Below are 17,101 nucleotides of genomic sequence, written 5' to 3'. Positions count from 1 at the left end.
AAACACACCACAAAACCCACCACCAACCCCCACCAACCACCCCAACCCCCACAAAACACATCACGTGAACCCCATCACCCCCGGTGAAAGAGCGATCGGCAAAAGCCTGCCAACGGTGAGAGAGCGATCCGAAAAAGACACCCATCGGTGAGAGAGCGTCGCCTAGGGGCACCGGCCCACAAACCAGCACCACCCCGGGAACGGCGGTGGTTAAATGCCGAAAGGGCCGGCAACCATAATGGTTACCGGCCCTTTCAGAGCGTGGTGCTTACCAGGAAGACTTGGTGATACCCGGCAGCTCACCCTTGTGAGCCATGTCGCGGAAGCGAACGCGGGAGATACCGAACTTCTGGAAGGTGCCGCGGGGACGGCCGTCGATCTGGTCGCGGTTACGCAGACGGATCGGGGAGGCGTTGCGGGGCAGCTTCTGCAGGCCGAGGCGTGCAGCTTCGCGAGCTTCGTCAGTCGCGTTGGGGTCAACCAGGGTCTTCTTCAGTTCGAGACGCTTGGCAGCGTAACGCTCAACAATGACCTTGCGCTGCTCGTTGCGAGCAATCTTGGACTTCTTAGCCATGTGTTTAGCGCTCCTCTCGGAATTCGACGTGCTGGCGGATCTTGGGGTCGTACTTCTTCAGGACCAGGCGGTCGGGGTCGTTACGACGGTTCTTACGCGTTACGTAGGTGTAGCCCGTGCCCGCAGTGGACTTGAGCTTGATGATGGGACGTACGTCCTTGTCCTTTGCCATTAGAGCTTCACTCCTCGTGCCAGGATGTCGGCGACGACTGCGTCGATGCCGCGTACGTCAATGGTCTTGATGCCCTTGGCCGACAGCGTCAGGGTGACGTTGCGGCGCAGGGACGGAACCCAGTAACGCTTCTTCTGAATGTTCGGGTCGAACCGGCGCTTGTTGCGACGGTGCGAGTGCGAAATGCTGTGTCCAAAGCCCGGCTCGGCCCCGGTCACTTGGCAGTGTGCTGCCATGACTCTCCTCCAAAGATTGAATGTAACGGCGTGCAGATGTTCCTGCGTTACCGTGCGACAGGCAGCGTCCGCATCCGGTCCATACCAAGTTCGGTGTTTTCCGCACCATGTGCGGCGAAGAAGGTTGGACCTCAGGACCGGGCAGTGGAGGCCACTGACGAATGTCCTGGGATACCGGGCGAATACAGGAATGCACGCAACTTGAGCCCCTAACTACCGGCCCACGGGACGTCAGTCAGACCGACAGTCACCGCCAACCGGAGCAATTGCACACGCTCCGCACTACCTAGCGCCTAACTATTCTACGGGCACCGCCAAATTAAGACCAATCAGGCCGTATCAGGGTGGGATACTTCGGGCTCAGTCCGTCGCCCGACGACGTGCCCCGCACCCGACGGACTACCCACGGGCCGGCAAATTCACGCACCCAGCGCGCGTTGGCGCGCAGTGTCTCTACGCGGCTCAGCAGCTTCACCGGCGCCAACTCCGGAATTTCCAGCACATGCTCGTGCTCCAGAACATCCAGCACACGCTTGGCCATATTCAGGTGGCCGGCACTGGACATGTGCATGCGGTCGCTGTCCCACATGCGCCAGTCGTCGTATTCGTCGAACCGCCAGTAGTCCACCAGCAACGCGCCGTGGTTTTCGGCGATTTCGCGAACCAGCTCGTTATATATGGCGGTGCGTCCGCGCATGGTGCTGAACACCTTGGAACCTCGGGCGTCGAAGCCCGTAAAGAGAACCACTGTGGCGCCGGTGGCGCTTAACCTGGCGATGCCGGCGTCGTAATCCTCCAAAAGCGAGTCAATATCGATCTTGGGACGCAGGATGTCGTTCGCCCCCGCGTACAGGGTCACCAAGGTGGGTTTAAGTTCGACGGCGGCATCCACCTGTTCTGCCATGATCTGCCGCAACTTCCTCCCGCGGATGGCTAGATTGGCGTAGCCAAAGCCCTCGTTGCTGTGGGCAAGCTGCCCCGCTACGACGTCCGCCCAGCCTCGGACTCCGTTCGGGCGGGTGGGATCGTCGTCGCCGACGCCCTCGGTAAAGGAATCACCCAGGGCGACGTAGCGGGCAGAAAAATCCATGCCGCCAGTCTGCCACTTCTCCGCTGCGACGGACAAAGCAACGGCAGAGCCTAGGAGTCGCGCAGGATCCAGTGGTTGTTATCCAGCCTGGAAACGATTTTCTCGCCGATGCGGGCGAGATCGGCGACGTCGTCAGGAGTGAGTGAGTCGAGCATGAGTGCACGCACGGATTCCACGTGCCCGGGGGCCAAGGAGACGATGGTGGACATGCCCGCGTCCGTCAGATGGGCCACGGTAACCCGCGCGTCGCCGGGGTGTGCCTGCCGTTCCACCCAGCCACGCTTCTGGAGCTTGGTCACCACGTGGGACAGTCTCGACAACGAGGCACTGGTCCGTGCCGCCAGCTCACTCATGGGCAGGTACCGGCCCTCGGTTTCGGACAGCATCGCCAGGACGTTGTAGTCGAACAATGACAATTTTCCAGCGGACTGAAGCTGCGTATCCAAAGCCGAAGGGAGCAAGGTATTGATGCTCAGGAGGGCCAGCCAGGCGCGGCGTTCGTCGGCGTTGAGCCAGCGGGGTTCAGTCATGGGTACATCTTAGGAGAATTCCCGCTGCTGCCAGCCAGCAGCCCCCGCCGGAACGGTAGGCTGGCGACATGTTTGTTGTCTCCCTGACCTATAAGGTTCCCGACGAGATCGTCGACTTTCACCGGCCAGGCCATATGGCCTGGCTGAAAGGCGCTTTCGACGACGGCATCTTCCTCGCGTCCGGACGTCGCGTCCCGGCAACGGGAGGCGTGCTGCTTTCCAAAGCCGACCGTGCCACATTGGATGAATCATTGGCCAAGGACCCGTTCTACAGCAACGGCGTCGCGGAGTTCGAGATTATCGAGTTCACAGCCACCACAGTGGCCGAGGGCTACGAGAACCTGCTCGACTCCTGAATTCCTGGCCTGGCTTTGGCCGTGCCGAGCCGCTCGGGCAACACAACGGGCATCAGCCCGGGCCACCGCGGGCCCAAGCGGTCGCCGCTGGAAACGCCGCGCAGCCGACGCGAAAACCAAGGCCCGACGTCGCGCCTCAGCCAGGCGACGTCGTCGGCGATGTTCTCAGCGAGTGTCCGCGAAAGGGGCGGGCCAAACAAAGGCGGCTGCAGCGAGTGCGGTACTCCCAGCACTTCCAGCACTTTCTTGGCCATGTACCGGTGTCCGGCCGTGGACATGTGCAGGCGGTCCGGCGACCACATGCGGGCATCCTGGAACTTCTCGAAGCACCAGTAATCCACCAGCAGTGTGCCGTAGGTTGCAGCGATCCGCCTGATATGCCGGTTGTAGATGGCAGTGCGCAGCTTAAGCGGCTCCAGCAGGGGCGACAGAGGAACGTTGTATCCCGTGAACAGCAGCACGGTGGCGCCGCTGGCCGCGATGCGCTGCACTGCGTGCTCGTAGTCCCGCATCAGCCTGGTCATGTTGAGCTTGGCCATGAGGAGATCGTTCCCGCCGGCGTAGAAGCTGACCAATGTGGGTTCCATGGCCATGGCTGGCTCGATCTGCTCGTCGACGATCCTTTGAAGGCGCCGGCCGCGGATGGCGAGATTTGCGTACAGCGTCCGTTGATCATGCCGGGCAAATTCTTCTGCCACGCGGTCAGCCCAGCCGCGGCAATCGTTGGGCAGGCGGAGATCGTTGTCGCCCACGCCCTCGGTGAACGAGTCGCCGAGGGCGACGAATCGAGTTGGCCGGTTCACTGCGCCGCCTCGTTCATTGCGCCGCCTCGCGGTTTTCCATGAGCTTCTTGAGGCCACCCTTGCGTGGGACCTTCACGGGCTCGGGCCACCGCGGCTTCAACGAATCACCGAGTGTCACGCCGCGGAGCTTACGGCCAAAGAGCGGCAATACCCAGTCGTTGACCCAGCGGCGCTGCCTGCGCTCCCACTCCCTGAGGCCCATGCGCTGGGGCGGATCCCATTCTTTGGGGGAAATCTTGTGCGGGACGTTCAGATGATCCAGCACTTGGGCCGCCAGGTACTTATGCCCGGCCTTGGACATGTGAAGCCGGTCCGGAGACCACATCCTGGCATCGTGATAAGCATCGAAGCACCAGTAGTCCACCAGCACAGCCCCATATTTGGCAGCGACGTCGCGCACTCGCTGGTTGTACATGGTGTTGCGCTTCTTGAAGGGTTCCAGGACGGCAGACACTTTGACATCGAAGCCTGTGAACAAGACCAGTGTTGCGCCAGTTTCCGCGAGCCGTGCGACCAGGAGTTCGTAGTCGTTCAGGAGCGCTTCCATGTCCGTCCCGAAATCAAGGATGTCGTTGCCGCCGGCGTAGAGCGTGATCAGGGTTGGCTCCATGGCCAGCGCTGGCTCCAGTTGTTCATCAATGATCTGCCGGAGGCGTTTGCTGCGCACCGCGAGGTTGGCGTACTCCCAACCCCTGTCGGCTTTGGCCAGTTTTTCCGCGACCCTGTCTGCCCATCCACGCACCCCGTTGGGCAGGACTTTGCTCGGGTCCCCCACGCCTTCGGTGAAGGAATCGCCGATGGCGACAAACCGCCGTCGTCCGTTCTGGTCAGCCGCGAAAACATCCCGCACCCGGCCAAGCTAACGTCCCCCGGTTAACCCCCGGCCAACCCAAGATGACCAACGCTCTCTCACCTATGACCCCAAAATTGCCAACCTTCTATCACCGATCGCTAGAGCGTTGGCCCAAAGCGGGTCGTAGGTGAGAGAGCGTTGCAGGTTAGCCTTCGGCTTTGCCGCGGCGCCAGTACCCCATGAACGCTACCTGCTTGCGATCGATACCGACGTCCCGCACCAGGTACCGTCGCATTTCCTTGATCACGAACGCCTCACCCGCGATCCACGCGTAGAACGGCAAAGCTCCAGCCGGAAGCGTGGGGTTCTTGGTGGCTTCGATGGCCGCGGAGTCCATGCGTTGCGGGGTTTCCCAGAGGATTTCCTGGTCTACATTGACGTCCTCGGGCTCGGGCCCGGCAGCAGCTTCGGCGCCCTTCAGGCCCACCCAGCCGGGAACCGGCACGGCCTTGGCGACCGCTTCCTTGAGTAGTTCACCGTGGGGCCGGGAGCGTCCAATGGCTGCGCCGCGGGCGAGCCACGTGATCTCGATATCCGCTGCGGTGGTGATGTCCTGGAAGTCGCCGGCCTCGGGAACTTCAAGGAAAGCGTGGCCGGTCATGTCGGCGGGCAGGCTTTCCAGGATGGCACTGATCGCGGGGACGGCGGTTTCATCTCCGGCGAGCAGTACGCGCTGGGCCAGCCCGGGACGCCACTCGATACCCCCGTAGGCTCCGGCGGTAGCGCACTGGGCCGCGCGGTTGTTGGGCCCGATGATCGTGAGCGTGTCACCGGGCTTCGCCGCGACTGCCCAGTTGGCAGCAGGTCCGCCGTGACCGTTCTCGTCGAAGTGCATGACGAAGTCGATGTCGATTTCCGGGTACACAGCATCGAGCCGCTCTGACCTAACGGTATACGTGCGCATGTCGCCGCGAACTGAGGGATCCATGGCGAGCCACTCCTGGTACCAGCCGGCCTCGTCCATCTTGAACTCGGGAAGCGCGATTTGCCGGCCTTCGGCGTCGAACGAGGGGATCATCAACTTGACCCGGAGGTCCAGGGTGTCACCTGCCACACCGAAGCCGCGCAGGGAGTAGCCACCGAAAGTGATCCGGCGGAAGTTCGGGCTCAGCTCCTGCACAGCCGTCACCGTCACGTCGAAGGCGAGAGTCATGGGTTCCACGGCTGCGCTTGCTTGGGTCCGGGTTGGCTGGGCACTCATGAGGCAATCTCCAGTTCGTTGGTTGAAGCAGGGCGTGCGTGGTGGCGTCCAATGGGGACGATCAGCGGTGTACCTGAAATGGGATCGGGAACCACTCGGGATTCCAGGCCGAAAACCGTGTGGACCAGTTCCTCGGTGACCACAACCGGCGCAGGGCCCTCGGCGACAATGCACCCGCCCTTCATCGCGATCACATGGTCTGCGTAGCGCGCTGCGAGGTTGAGGTCGTGGAGCACGATTGCCACGGTGGTCCCGCGGCTTCGGTTGAGGTCCGTGACGAGGTCCAGGACTTCGACTTGATGCGCAAGGTCCAGGTAGGTGGTGGGTTCGTCCAGCAGCAGGACCTCGGTCTCCTGTGCCAGCGCCATCGCGATCCAGACTCGCTGGCGCTGTCCGCCGGACAGTTCATCGACGCTCCGCTCAGCGAGTTCCAGCGTGGCGGTAGCTTCGAGCGCCCGCTGCACCGCGGCGTCGTCGGCTGCGCTCCAACTCCGGAAGAAGCCTTGGTGCGGATACCGCCCCCGCCCCACGAGGTCCCGCACGGTAATGCCGTCCGGGGCGGTGGGGTGCTGGGGCAGCAGGCCCAGGGTGCGCGCGAGTTCGCGGGCCGGACGGGAGTGGATGTCCTTGCCGTCGAGCGTCACGGACCCGCCGGCTGGCTTGAGCAGGCGCGACAAACCACGCAACAGCGTGGACTTGCCGCAGGCATTGGCTCCCACGATCATGGTCACCTTGCCCTCGGGAATTTGGGTTGAGAGCCCCTCAACAACCCTGCGCTGCTCATACTGGAGCGTCAGGTCCTGGGCATTAAGGACGGCCATGTCAGGCTTCCTTTCGGTTCGACGTGATCAGCAGCCACAGCAGGAAGGGTGCACCGAGGGCGCCGGTGATGACGCCGACCGGGAGGACGGTTCCGTCGAGGATGACGGGAGCAATGTTGGAAGCCAGGAAGTCGGCCGCCAGGACGATCAGCGCACCGGTAAGGGCCGACGCCGGGAGGCTTGGCTTCCGGACGATGCGGCGGGCAATCGGCCCGGCCAGGAACGCGACGAACGCGACCGGACCTGCGGCGGCGGTTGCGACGGCGGCAAGTCCGACGGCGGTCAGCACAAGTCCCAGCCGGACGGCGTTGACCTTGATCCCGAGCCCGGCCGCGGCGTCGTCGCCGAGTTCGAGGATGCGCAGCGGGCCGGCCAAGGCGATGACCGCGGGGATAAGGAGCAGGAGAGATGCCGCAAGGACCGCCGCGCGCTCCCAATTGGCGGAGTTCAGCGAGCCGTTGAGCCAGACGAGGGCGTCCGCTGCGGTTCGGATGTCAGCGCGGGTCATGAGGAAGTTCACCACTGCGTGCAGCGCCGCGGCAATACCCACTCCGGCAAGGATAAGTCGGCTGCCCGCGGCGTTGCCCCGGTTCCCTCCGCCGCCGGTGCCGGTGCCGCGGGAAATCGAGTAGATGATGGCAGCCACACCCAGTGCGCCACCGAGGGCAGCCCATGAGACCACCGCTCCGGAGGCGCCGAAAATCACGATCGCGGTCACGGCCGCGGCGCTGGCACCGTAACTGATCCCGATGATGTCCGGGCTCGCGAGCGGATTCCGGAGCATGGTCTGGAAGAGACCGCCGGCAAGGCCGAAGGCGATACCGATCAATGTTCCGATGGCGGCACGCGGAAGCTTGTGCTCCATGACGATGAAGCTGGCGCCCGGAATTTTTTCGCCACCCGTGAGGTGGTTGAAGACGATGGTGAAGAAGTCGGGGATGGTCACGGTGTAGCTGCCAAGAAGCACGTACACGGCGAACATGGCCACGACAGCGAGGCCAACGAAGAAGGTGGGGTTCAGCAGGCGCCGAAATGACAGTTGATGCGAATGTTTGCGGGAAACATTGTCATTAAGTGCCGTCTCGGCGGGGACCTTATGAAGGGTTGTCACAGTCCGGCCCTCTTTCCGCGGCGGATGAGCCAAACAAAAACGGGAGCGCCGACCAGGGCGGTCATGATGCCGGCGGGAACTTCTCCAGGGAGGAGGATCACGCGGCCCACAATATCGGCGAAGATCAGCAGGATGGGCGCTACGACCGCCGTGAACGGCAGGAGCCAGCGGTAGTCCGGCCCGGTCAGGGAGCGGACGGCGTGCGGGATGACCAGGCCAAGGAATCCAATGGGCCCGGCCAACGCTGTGGCTGATCCGCAAAGCAGGACGATGCCCAGGCCAATGATGCCGCGGGAAAGTCCCACATTCTGACCCAGTCCGCGGGCGATGTCGTCCCCAAGAGCGAGACTGTTAAGAATGCGGCCGCCGACCAGGACGATGACGGCCCCGACGGCAAGGAACGGAAGGGCCGGGAGGAGCACCGACCAGTCGCGTCCACCGATGCTGCCGACCTGCCAGAACCGGAACCGGTCCAGCGTGTCCTGGCTCGAAACAAGGATGACGTTCATCAGCGAGAAAAGGCCGGCGCTAAGGGCAGCGCCCGCGAGGGCCAACTTGACCGGGGTCGCACCGTCGCGTCCCCGGGACGCGATGGCGTAAACCACGACGGCGGCGGCTGCGGCGCCAACGAAAGCGAACCAGATGTAGCCGGTCAAGGAGCTGATGCCAAACACGTAGATGCCCGTCACCACGGCCAAGGCGGCACCGGCGTTCAGTCCGAGGATGCCGGGATCGGCCAAGGGATTGCGGGCCACGCCCTGCATTGCCGCTCCGGCCAGGCCGAGCGCTGCTCCGGCCAGGAGGCCGAGCACGGTACGGGGAATCCGCGCGATGACCACTGCATGGTTGCCGTCTTGCGGATTGAAGTTGGTCATGGCTTCCCAAACAGTTGACAGGGGAAGCCCGCGCGCGCCGATCGCCAAGGATGCGGCGCACGCGACGGCAAGTACGACGACGGCGACCAGCAGCCAGGCGGTGCGCTTGCCCACTGTACCGCGGGACCCGGTTCCCCCTCCGGTTCCCGCAGCATCAGGAGTGATGCCTCCCGGGCCAGTCGGCACCAAGGTGCCATTGACCCGCCCCTGAAGTGCCGTCGTCGTACTCAGTTTCATGGCAGTTACTTGCCTGCCGCGTCTGCGGCTTTGCCCAGCTGCGGGAGGAAAGTGTCCAAGGCCCACGGGAGGCTCAGCGGCGAAGAAGCAGAGATGGACAGCGTCAAGGTGTTGTCGGAATCGGCAACCAGGGCGCCGGACTTGATGGCCGGAATCTGGCTCAGCAGGGCGTCAGACTTGATGGCTTCCGCGGTGGTGGCATCCGGAACCCAGGTGACAAAGATGTCCGAATCGAGCTCGTTTGCCTTCTCGGCAGACCACGGAATGAAGAAGTCCGTCTTGGTCTTGGTGTTTTCCTCCACAACCGGAGCAAGCTTCATTCCGATGTCGGAGAGGAAACGGGGGCGGTTGTCGATGGCGGTGTAGACGTTCACGCCGTCACCCTTGGCCGGCTCCAGGTTGCCGTAGATGAAGGTCTTGTCGACGATCTGCGGGTAGTCGGAGACCTTGTCCTTGATGGTGGCTTCGGTGTCCTCAACCAGCTTCTTGGCTTCGGCTTCCTTACCGAGGGCCTTGCCGATGATGGTGGTGCTTTCCTGCCACGGCGTACCGTAGGCCAGTTCAGGGTAGGCCACTACGGGTGCGATCTCGGAGAGCTTCTTGTAGTCAGCCTCTTCGAGGCCGGAGTAGGCGCCGAGGATAACGTCCGGGCTGAGCTTGGCAATCTCGGTGAAGTTGATGCCGTCTGCCTCGGAGAACTGGACGGGAGCCTTGTCGGTACCGAAACCGGCGCCGAGCTTCTCGAGCGCTGCGTCCTTCCACGGGGTGGAGCCCTTGTCGTTGTTGCCCCACTCGTTCTTGGGGACACCTACAGGAACGACACCGAGGGCGATCGCGATGTCATCGTTGACCCAGGAAATGGTGACGACGCGCTTGGGCTGTTCCTTGATGGTGGTCTCACCGAAGGCGTGCTTGATGGTGACCGGGAAAGCTGCGGAAGCGGGCTGTTCTGATGCCGGAGCAGTGCTGGCCGGTCCAGTGGAGCAGCCAGTAAGGGAAAGGGCGACGGCGGCCAAGGCGGCTGTCGCAGTACCTGCGGTCTTCAGCAGGGCGCGGCGTGGGAGAAGGGAAGCCACGGGACTCCTTAAGTAAGTGATGCGAACCTAAGTAAGGCTAGCCTAGCCTCCCGATAATTACGAAACGTTTGCGTCACGTAATCTCCATGACGGGCATTTTTACGTAAACGGGCCCGTCGAACCCTCGCTCACCGATGACCCCTCCCCGGCACACCCTCACTCACCGATGACCCCTCCCCGGCACACCCTCGCTCACCGATGACCCCTCCCCGGCGAACCCTCACTCACCGATGACCCTTCCCGGCGAACCCTCGCTCAGTGGACAGCGTCGCCGGGAATTTGCGAGGATATCGGCAGCGGGCTACCGCTTCCAGGAAAACGACGAGGGGATGAACGTGCGCGCTGATGCAGCTGCTGCGTCCATAGTTGGCGAGGTGGCCTCTTTGGCCTGCTTGGCATTCCCTCGCACGTCGGCACTCTCTTAGGCGTTCAGCACCACACGGCCACGGGTCCTGCAGGTGCGCCCCCATGCCCTTTTCGGCCGACGTTCATGCTCCTTCCGCGCGCCCTTCGATGGGTGTGGACCGTCTTTCCGAAAGAAGCTTTGCCATGCAGAAAATCACTGCCCATCAGATCCGCTCATCCTTTATCAATGCCAGCCGCTCAGAAGCTGCGAAACTGAATCTTCCCCACAATTTCGACACCATCGATTGGGAGAACCGTGAATTCCTTGGCTGGCGGGACGCCAAGATGCCCCAGCGTGGCTACCTGGTGGTCCCGAACCAGGGCGAGCTCACGGGCATCATGCTGCGCGCACCCGAAGGAGGAGCGGGCAAGAAGCGTGCCGTCCTCTGCGAACTGTGCCGGGATGTTTTTTCCAAGGACGACGTCTACCTGTGGGTTGCCAAGCGGTCAGGCCAATCCGGCAAGAACGGTAACACCGTTGGCACCCTGATCTGCGCCGAGTTCGGTTGCAACGCCAACGTTCGCAAGGAACCTCCGGTCAATGAAATCAACCCGGACCCTGCAGCCGCGGTCCTGAAGCAGATCGCCGGACTGGAGTTCCGTACAGCCCAATTTCTGGACAGGGTCCGCAACGGCTCACAACGCTAACCCATCCCAAGTAGGTCGCATTTGTGCGCGTTTTGACGGCTCAGAACGCGCACAAATGCGACCCAGTTGGGTCAGCGGAGCACGATATCCACGGGGTTGGCCTCGGACCGCCACGCACCCGGTTCGCCCGGCCCTGAAATCACCGGAGCGGTGAGTACGCCGGAGCGGTTGGTCCGCTTGTCGCGAAGGATCTCCGTGACTGAACCCAAGTGCCGTGAAAGGTCAATGACGTTCTCCGGGGCCGCCAGCAGCAATTGGAAGCCGAACTCGTGCAGCGCTTTGATGCCCGCTCCGGCGAACTCCTCCGAAGCAAGCACAAACGCCTCATCCATCATCACGGTGCCGTATGTGGTGAAGCCCTGTTCGGCAATGCCCAACTGGTAGCTCAACGCCGCTGCCATGATGAACGCGGTGAATCGCTGGCGTTCACCGCCGGACATGGAGCCGGTGTCCGCGTGCATGAAGACTTCCGTCTTCTTGCCGGATTTGCCAGCCACTTCGCGGTGTTCCTTGCATTGGATGAACAGGTGCCCGCGGACGTCCAACACCTCGGCACGCCACCGCCGGTCCTCGGGAGTCTGCGATCCCAGGCGCTTCACCAGGGTTTCGAGCGACTTATAGCGGGCGGTGAGTTCGGCGTCGTCGTCGCCTTCCGCAGCCGGAGCGGCGGGAGCGGCGGAACCGCGCGATGGTCGCGTGTGCTTTGCCTTCAACGCGTTCTGGATTGCGTCCTTGAACTGCTTGGCGGTAGCCGGAAGCGTCTGCTTGATGTCGAGTTCCAGGAAACTGCCTTCATGGAAATTCACCTCGGAGAGAATCCCGTTCAAGGGCAGGATCCTGCTGGTGATGCTGCGGCGTTCTTCATCCAGTAGATGCAGGAGCGTGCTGAACGATTCATGCGTCCGCTGGTTGAAGAACAACCGGAACTCGGCTTCCTGGGCGGGCAGGCCATCGCTCACGATCGCGTGGTAACGGGATTCGAAGTCCCCGGCCGCCCCGATCGACGTGCCGTGGTCGGCGCTGATGGCACTCCCCCAGTCCCGGACAAACGCCTCAAAGATGCGGGTCAGCCGCTCGGCGGTTGCCTGGCCGCGCGACTCGGCGGAATGGAGTTCGTCGAGCAGTTTGTTGCGGACGCCGTTGGCCAGGTTGTCGAGCTCGTGCAGTTCCGAGACATCCGCGACGCCGGCAAAGTATGGTTCCAGCGCGGTGACGGTAGACCCCGACGGCGGTGCTTGCTCGAGCTTCAACCGCGCCGCGTCGAGCAAGCCGTCAGCTGTGGTCATCTGGGTGTCGAGGGCCTTGTATTCGCTTTGCAGCACGGCTGCAGCACCTGTGGAGGACTGGTGCTTTTCGCGCACCGCCTCGATGTTGGCCCGAAGCGGTTCGAGGTCGGCCTGGGCAGCCAGCGCATCAGCGAGCCGCTGCTCAATCCTGGCGAGCTCGTCTGCCGCGACGGCCGCGGACACTTGTTCCCACGGCCGCTCGTCTTCGGCCACACGCCGCAGGGCTTCCAACTGCCGTGCCATCCCTTGGTGGGAGTCCTCACGGCTTTGTGCAAGTTCCGCGGCCTTTGCGAGCTCATTTTCAAGCTCACCGACGCGGGCTGCCACGAGCTCAAGCTTGGAGGCGTTGTCGAAGCCCAGCACGTAGTCCTGCCTGCTGGTGAAGCGGTCATCCTTCTCGACGGTGTGCCGATTGCGCTTCACCACGCCACCCAAGCTGAGGCCTTTGTCCAGCGACGCCCACTCATCCGGGTCCTCAACGCACGGGTACGCAAAGTCCAACGCGATCCGCTCGCGGATCCACTCCCCCGCATCGGCATTGGCACCCGAGGTGAGGATGCTCAATTTAGTCAAGAGGTCGCCGTCGGACACGTCCTCCACAGCCAGCGCCCCGCCCCCTAGAGGCTTGGAGACGTCTACGGCGCGCAGCGCGCCGCGGACAGTGTTGTCATTCAGGTAACGAGTCACAGCAGCAAAGTGCTCACCCGGAACAAGCAAGGTAGTGGCGAGGTTGCGAAGGGCGCGCTCCGCGGCCGGGCGCCACTGGTCCTGCCCTTCCGCGAGGTCGATCAACTCACCACCGAACGGCATCCGCTCTTCCGGGACGCCGGTTGCGGCCGCGATTGCGGCCCGGTTCTCAATGCTCGACGGCGGCAGGAGGGACTTGCGCGATCGCAACGAGAGCAGTTCCTGCTCAGCGGCTGCGAGCTCGCGCTTCTTGGTGGCGTGGCTGTCGAAGGCCTCGAATCGGAGCTCCTTCAACGCCTCCGAATCGTCCTTCAACTCAGCCGAACGGGCAGCGGCCTGCTCATGGGCCTGGTCCCAGCCTTCGGCGGACCATTCCAGGTTCAGCCCGGCATCTGCCAACGCCTTCCTGGCCGACTCCTCCACCTGCTGCCGCAACTTGAGGCCCACGCGGGCGTTCTCCAGCGATTGTTCGATGGCGGAGATCGCGTTGCCGCCGCGGTTGTTGTAGTCCAGTTCCAAATCGCGGAGTTCCTTGGCCAACGCATCGCGGACTGTCCGTTCTGCCGCGAGCTCCTGCGCTTTCGACTGTGCCAGCTCTTTATACCGAGCCAAAGTCCTGGCGTGAACCGTCACAGCGAGTTGCTGCTTGTAAGCCTCGAATTCCTCACCTGCCAGTTCACGCAAGCGGTTCGCGTCCAACAAGGCCTGCGCGTACTCCTTGTTCAGGCCGGGAACCGGAGCCAACTGGTCGCGCTGCTGCCTGACGTCCTCCAACCGCTGGCGGATGGACATCAGGTTGCTGAATTCCTCCACCACGTCGTCTGCGGCAGCCAGCGTGGCCGGGGCGTCAAGCACTTGGTCACGGAAGAACGTATTCACGCTGCCGCCCAGCCCCTTGCCGGCCTGGATGACGCGCAGCAACGGAAGCGCCTGGTCCGAGTTGATGCCGAGCAAACGACGGAATCGCTCTGCGAAGGCCTTGTGGACGTCGAAGACCTGCCCATCCGGGAAAATCGACTCCAGAGTGCCCTTGGTGAAACGCTTCCGGGCGATTCCCTCGATCGCTTCCAAGTCCAGGGGCTTGCTGTCGATCACGTAAAAGCGACCGACGCTGGACTCCGTGCCGTTCTTCGGCAAATCGAACAGCGCCGAGACCGTCACCTTCGTGCCTGCAGCGTTATCGTACGTCAGCGCGACGGCGGACCACGTGGCACCAGGCCGCTGGAAGGCACTGGCCGAGCCATCGCCCACCGCCTTATCACCTACTTTGCCGCGCATGTAGGTGAACGTCGTCCTCTTGTCCTCCACAGCACCGCCGGCACGCTGGGCAGCGGCCTCGTTGGAGCGCGGCCGGGCATCAAAAACGCGGAGCATGGCATCAAAGAGAGTCGACTTGCCAACCCCGGAGTTACCCGTGAGCAGGGTGCCGTTGCGGTCCACATGCATGGTGTGGGCGCCATGGAACGTACCCCAGTTGACCACCTGGACGAGTGCCAGACGCATCTGCCCGGGGTTCGTTTGTTCGCCGAGCGGGAGCATGCTTGCGATAGTCACTTGGGTGTCCCGTCAGTCGTGGTTGCGTCCGCCTCCGCGATGGATGCCTCCGGGCCTTCGGCGTCGTCGGACCCATCGGAGGAGTCTTCTCCGGCATTGGAATCGGTGTCAAGATCAAGCAGCGGTTCCGTGCCTGATTCGTCTGCCGCTACTGCCACCAGGGCATCGATATGGGCCGGGATGTCGCCGATGTTTTCGAATGGGAGTGCCAGCGGCAGGGCGTTGCTGATGGTGTAGGTGTCATCCAGCGGGGTTTGGAGCAGGAGTTGGCGCGCGAGGAGTTTGGTGATGGTGCGCGTGACGACGTCGGAATCACGGAGAGCGTCTTGTTGGCCGGCAGGTGTGTAGTTTGCTACGAGGTCGGAGATCTCTTCGCGCGTGACGGTGGGATCGGTCTGGGCGGTGACGTGACGGTCCAAGAGGAGGCGCAGGCGGAGCAGGACGATGGTTTCCACGCGGCTCAAGGCACGTTGCTGGCGGAGGATGCTCGAACGTGAGCCCGCGCCGATGACTTCGGGGTCCACCGGGCGGAGGACGGCTATCTTTCGGTCGTGGTCGAGTTGCATGGTGAGGAAGAGTTCGGAGAGACGGCTGCGAAGGATCACTTGGTTGTCCAAAAGCGTGGTCCAGAGTTTTTCGTCGCGGCCGCCGTCAATGTAAGGCCCCTTGAGAAGTTTCACCAGGGCGTGCCGGACCCTCATGGGAAGCACTCCGGTGTCTCCCGGAAACAGCGCCGCGCCGTCAACAAACGTGTCCCGTGGTGTGACCCTGAACGGGTCTGTGGCGGTCGGTTCCGGGTCTGCGGCCGCCGCCTCCGGGCTGACTTCCGCCGCCTCATCGGTGACGCTGTCCGCTTCGGTGACGTCCGTCGTCGTGATTTCCTCAGTCATCAGAATCCTCATTCAGCGTGACGACCGGCAGGTACGCGGTGCGGATGCTGCCGTCGATTTGTTCGAAGTCGATGTGTTCCCATGCGGCCCGGTCGAAGGCGGCGCCTGTTTGCAGCGCCATGGACAGGAGCGAACGGACGGTGTTGATATGCCGCTCCTCGGCGGGCAGGTTCTCCCACGCCTCGCCCAAGGTGGCGGATCCCGCCATTGCTGCACGGACGACGTCGGGCCTCGCCTTTCCGGTGCGGGCTGACCGTACGCGGTCGGAATCGTTGAAGGCGATGGGGTCGGCCAGGCGGGGCGGGGTGGCGAATTCGTCGGGGTCGAACAGCTTGACCATAGCCAACGACTCGAAACCTGCGTTGTATAGGACGGGACCGGGAACCAGGCCAGGTCGGTCGCGCTCGTAGGGCATGGATCGGATGGCGTGCTCGGCCTCGGCCAGGACCTTGCGGAGGCTGACGGACTGGCGGACATCGTCGCTCTGGATATAGGTATTGAGGCTCTCGGAAAGCTTGCCGTATATCCGCTGAATCTGGCTGTGCTGCGCGCGCAACTCCGCCACGAGGTTTTTCAGGGTTTCGCGATCCTCGTGGGAGAGCTCGTCCGCGAATTGCCGGCTCAGCACCTCGCCGATCGCCGACCGGAAGCGAAGCTGCTGCTGCGGATCCTCCAGGAACGCCGTAAAGGACCGGAAGGTGCGGCCCTCGGGACTTTGCCGCAGCCGTTTGTCGGCGTCCAGGACCTGGGCCATGGTGGCACCCTTGCTGAGCGATTCCTCGATGATCTGGTTGCGGAGTTCGCCCACCAGTTCCTCGATGCGGTCTCGCATCTTCTTGTAGTCCGCGGGCAGGCTTGCCGCGAGGTCGAGGATGTTGCCGGCTGCTTCGACCGCTTCTTCGTCGTCGAGGAGCCCGTCGAACTCGCCGGAACTGATGTCCTCAACGAGTTGCTTGCGCTCTTGGATTTCTTCTTCGAGCGCTTCCAAACGGGCGCTCTGGTCCGGGTTTGTCTCGTTGGCGAGTTTCTCCACGTCGCCCAGCAGCGTGCCGAGGCGGGAGCCGTTCAACGTGGAACGCTCGCTGGAAAGGCTGTCCAGGAATGCGAGCACTCGCGCAGCGGCTTCGGTGACTTCGTAGACGATCCGGCCTGACTGGTTACGTCTGGTGAGGAACTGCTTTCGCGTCCATTCGTCGCCAAACCCCTTGCCGTTCAGCTGGCCGCCGAGCCCGGGTTCCTGGCGGCGGAGCTGCTCAAGGAAAGCGTCGACGTCGGCATGGAACTCTTCCAGCGGAAGCTGCGGCCGGGTGCGGGTAAAGGAAGCTTGAAGGACCGCGATCACCCATGGTGCCGAACGTGTCAGCGCCCAGGCCGGGCCTTTGGTCAGCTGTTCAAGGTCGCGAAGCCTTGCGCTGATGGCGTCAGCAGAGGACATGGCTGAACGGGACAACTACTCTCCTTCAGCTGCTGCGAATCCTGGCTGGCAGCGAAAACTGCCCCGTACAAGGTTAACGCAGAGCGTCCACGCCCATCTAAGTCGCAGCAGTGCGCGTTTACACGGCTCAAAACGTGCACTACTGCGACCCAGTTGGGTGAGCCAGGAGCGCGAGGCGAGGGCCGCCGTCGTCGTACCCATTCCGTTACCTACCCCGCGGTATGGTTTCGATCCCATATCAACCCCGTGGCGACGCGATTC

The 17,101-nt window shown here is 63.1% G+C and carries 17 protein-coding genes; 2 read left to right on the top strand and 15 right to left on the bottom strand.

Translation table 11 applies throughout. The features are described from left to right. Positions 1-268: 268 nt before the first annotated feature. The 5 genes from rpsN to AB0N65_RS18600 all read right to left on the bottom strand — a co-directional run bounded on the left by rpsN (position 269) and on the right by AB0N65_RS18600 (position 2,602). Positions 269-574 (bottom strand): 30S ribosomal protein S14, encoded by a 306-nt coding sequence (rpsN, locus tag AB0N65_RS18620; protein ID WP_364165070.1) that lies wholly within the window; start codon positions 572-574, stop codon positions 269-271. 4 nt (positions 575-578) lie between these two features. Continuing rightward, complete coding sequence (gene rpmG / locus AB0N65_RS18615) at positions 579-746, bottom strand: 50S ribosomal protein L33 (protein WP_003798558.1); 168 nt, start codon at positions 744-746, stop codon at positions 579-581. Further along, positions 746-982 carry a 50S ribosomal protein L28 gene (gene rpmB, locus AB0N65_RS18610; protein WP_045075827.1) on the bottom strand — a complete coding sequence of 79 codons (237 nt, stop codon included), beginning with the start codon at positions 980-982 and terminating at the stop codon, positions 746-748. Before rpmB ends, rpmG begins: the two co-directional genes overlap by 1 nt. Positions 983-1,301: 319 nt before the next feature. Next, positions 1,302-2,072 carry an SGNH/GDSL hydrolase family protein gene (locus AB0N65_RS18605; RefSeq protein WP_364165066.1) on the bottom strand — a complete coding sequence of 257 codons (771 nt, stop codon included), beginning with the start codon at positions 2,070-2,072 and terminating at the stop codon, positions 1,302-1,304. A 50-nt stretch (positions 2,073-2,122) separates the two neighbouring features. Beyond that, positions 2,123-2,602 (bottom strand): MarR family transcriptional regulator, encoded by a 480-nt coding sequence (locus AB0N65_RS18600; protein ID WP_364165063.1) that lies wholly within the window; start codon positions 2,600-2,602, stop codon positions 2,123-2,125. A gap of 68 nt (positions 2,603-2,670) precedes the next feature. Here AB0N65_RS18600 and AB0N65_RS18595 point away from each other — a divergent pair, with 68 nt between their 5' ends. Further along, the gene (locus AB0N65_RS18595) at positions 2,671-2,958 is read left to right on the top strand and encodes a YciI family protein (RefSeq protein WP_364165060.1); all 288 of its coding nucleotides are present in this window, start codon (positions 2,671-2,673) and stop codon (positions 2,956-2,958) included. Here AB0N65_RS18595 and AB0N65_RS18590 read toward each other — a convergent pair. The 7 genes from AB0N65_RS18590 to AB0N65_RS18560 all read right to left on the bottom strand — a co-directional run bounded on the left by AB0N65_RS18590 (position 2,934) and on the right by AB0N65_RS18560 (position 9,935). Beyond that, positions 2,934-3,761: an SGNH/GDSL hydrolase family protein gene (locus AB0N65_RS18590; protein ID WP_364165057.1), complete on the bottom strand. Its 828-nt coding sequence runs from the start codon at positions 3,759-3,761 to the stop codon at positions 2,934-2,936. The two genes, AB0N65_RS18595 and AB0N65_RS18590, sit on opposite strands and share 25 nt — an antisense overlap. A gap of 13 nt (positions 3,762-3,774) precedes the next feature. After that, positions 3,775-4,611, bottom strand: a complete 837-nt coding sequence (locus tag AB0N65_RS18585; RefSeq protein WP_364165054.1) for an SGNH/GDSL hydrolase family protein — start codon at positions 4,609-4,611, stop codon at positions 3,775-3,777. Between the two features lie 148 nt (positions 4,612-4,759). Beyond that, positions 4,760-5,815, bottom strand: a complete 1,056-nt coding sequence (locus AB0N65_RS18580) for a siderophore-interacting protein (RefSeq protein WP_364165052.1) — start codon at positions 5,813-5,815, stop codon at positions 4,760-4,762. Then, a complete protein-coding gene (locus AB0N65_RS18575) occupies positions 5,812-6,636 on the bottom strand; it encodes an ABC transporter ATP-binding protein (protein ID WP_364165049.1) in 825 nt (274 codons plus the stop codon). The genes AB0N65_RS18580 and AB0N65_RS18575 overlap by 4 nt, the downstream gene beginning before the upstream one ends. Position 6,637: 1 nt before the next feature. Continuing rightward, positions 6,638-7,747 (bottom strand): iron chelate uptake ABC transporter family permease subunit, encoded by a 1,110-nt coding sequence (locus AB0N65_RS18570; RefSeq protein ID WP_364165046.1) that lies wholly within the window; start codon positions 7,745-7,747, stop codon positions 6,638-6,640. Next, positions 7,744-8,859: an iron chelate uptake ABC transporter family permease subunit gene (locus AB0N65_RS18565; RefSeq protein WP_364165043.1), complete on the bottom strand. Its 1,116-nt coding sequence runs from the start codon at positions 8,857-8,859 to the stop codon at positions 7,744-7,746. Before AB0N65_RS18565 ends, AB0N65_RS18570 begins: the two co-directional genes overlap by 4 nt. 5 nt (positions 8,860-8,864) lie before the next feature. Further along, a complete protein-coding gene (locus AB0N65_RS18560) occupies positions 8,865-9,935 on the bottom strand; it encodes an iron-siderophore ABC transporter substrate-binding protein (protein ID WP_364165040.1) in 1,071 nt (356 codons plus the stop codon). A 549-nt stretch (positions 9,936-10,484) separates the two neighbouring features. Here AB0N65_RS18560 and AB0N65_RS18555 point away from each other — a divergent pair. Further along, on the top strand, positions 10,485-10,988 hold the full coding sequence (locus tag AB0N65_RS18555; protein WP_364165037.1) for an FBP domain-containing protein: 504 nt from the start codon (positions 10,485-10,487) through the stop codon (positions 10,986-10,988). 71 nt (positions 10,989-11,059) lie between these two features. On the opposite strand, the gene AB0N65_RS18550 is transcribed toward AB0N65_RS18555, so the two are convergent. From AB0N65_RS18550 to AB0N65_RS18540, 3 genes are read right to left on the bottom strand one after another with little or no spacing between them, the layout of a single operon-like run. Further along, the gene (locus AB0N65_RS18550; protein ID WP_364165034.1) at positions 11,060-14,515 is read right to left on the bottom strand and encodes an ATP-binding protein; all 3,456 of its coding nucleotides are present in this window, start codon (positions 14,513-14,515) and stop codon (positions 11,060-11,062) included. After that, positions 14,512-15,405 (bottom strand): DUF4194 domain-containing protein, encoded by an 894-nt coding sequence (locus tag AB0N65_RS18545; RefSeq protein ID WP_364165031.1) that lies wholly within the window; start codon positions 15,403-15,405, stop codon positions 14,512-14,514. Before AB0N65_RS18545 ends, AB0N65_RS18550 begins: the two co-directional genes overlap by 4 nt. Beyond that, positions 15,398-16,855, bottom strand: coding sequence for a DUF3375 family protein (locus tag AB0N65_RS18540; protein WP_364165028.1), 1,458 nt, complete (start codon positions 16,853-16,855; stop codon positions 15,398-15,400). Before AB0N65_RS18540 ends, AB0N65_RS18545 begins: the two co-directional genes overlap by 8 nt. Between the last annotated feature and the right edge of the window lie 246 nt (positions 16,856-17,101).

The organism is Paenarthrobacter sp. NPDC089322, from assembly GCF_040684895.1.
GTDB lineage: Bacteria > Actinomycetota > Actinomycetes > Actinomycetales > Micrococcaceae > Arthrobacter.
This window is presented reverse-complemented; position numbering and strand designations above follow the sequence as displayed.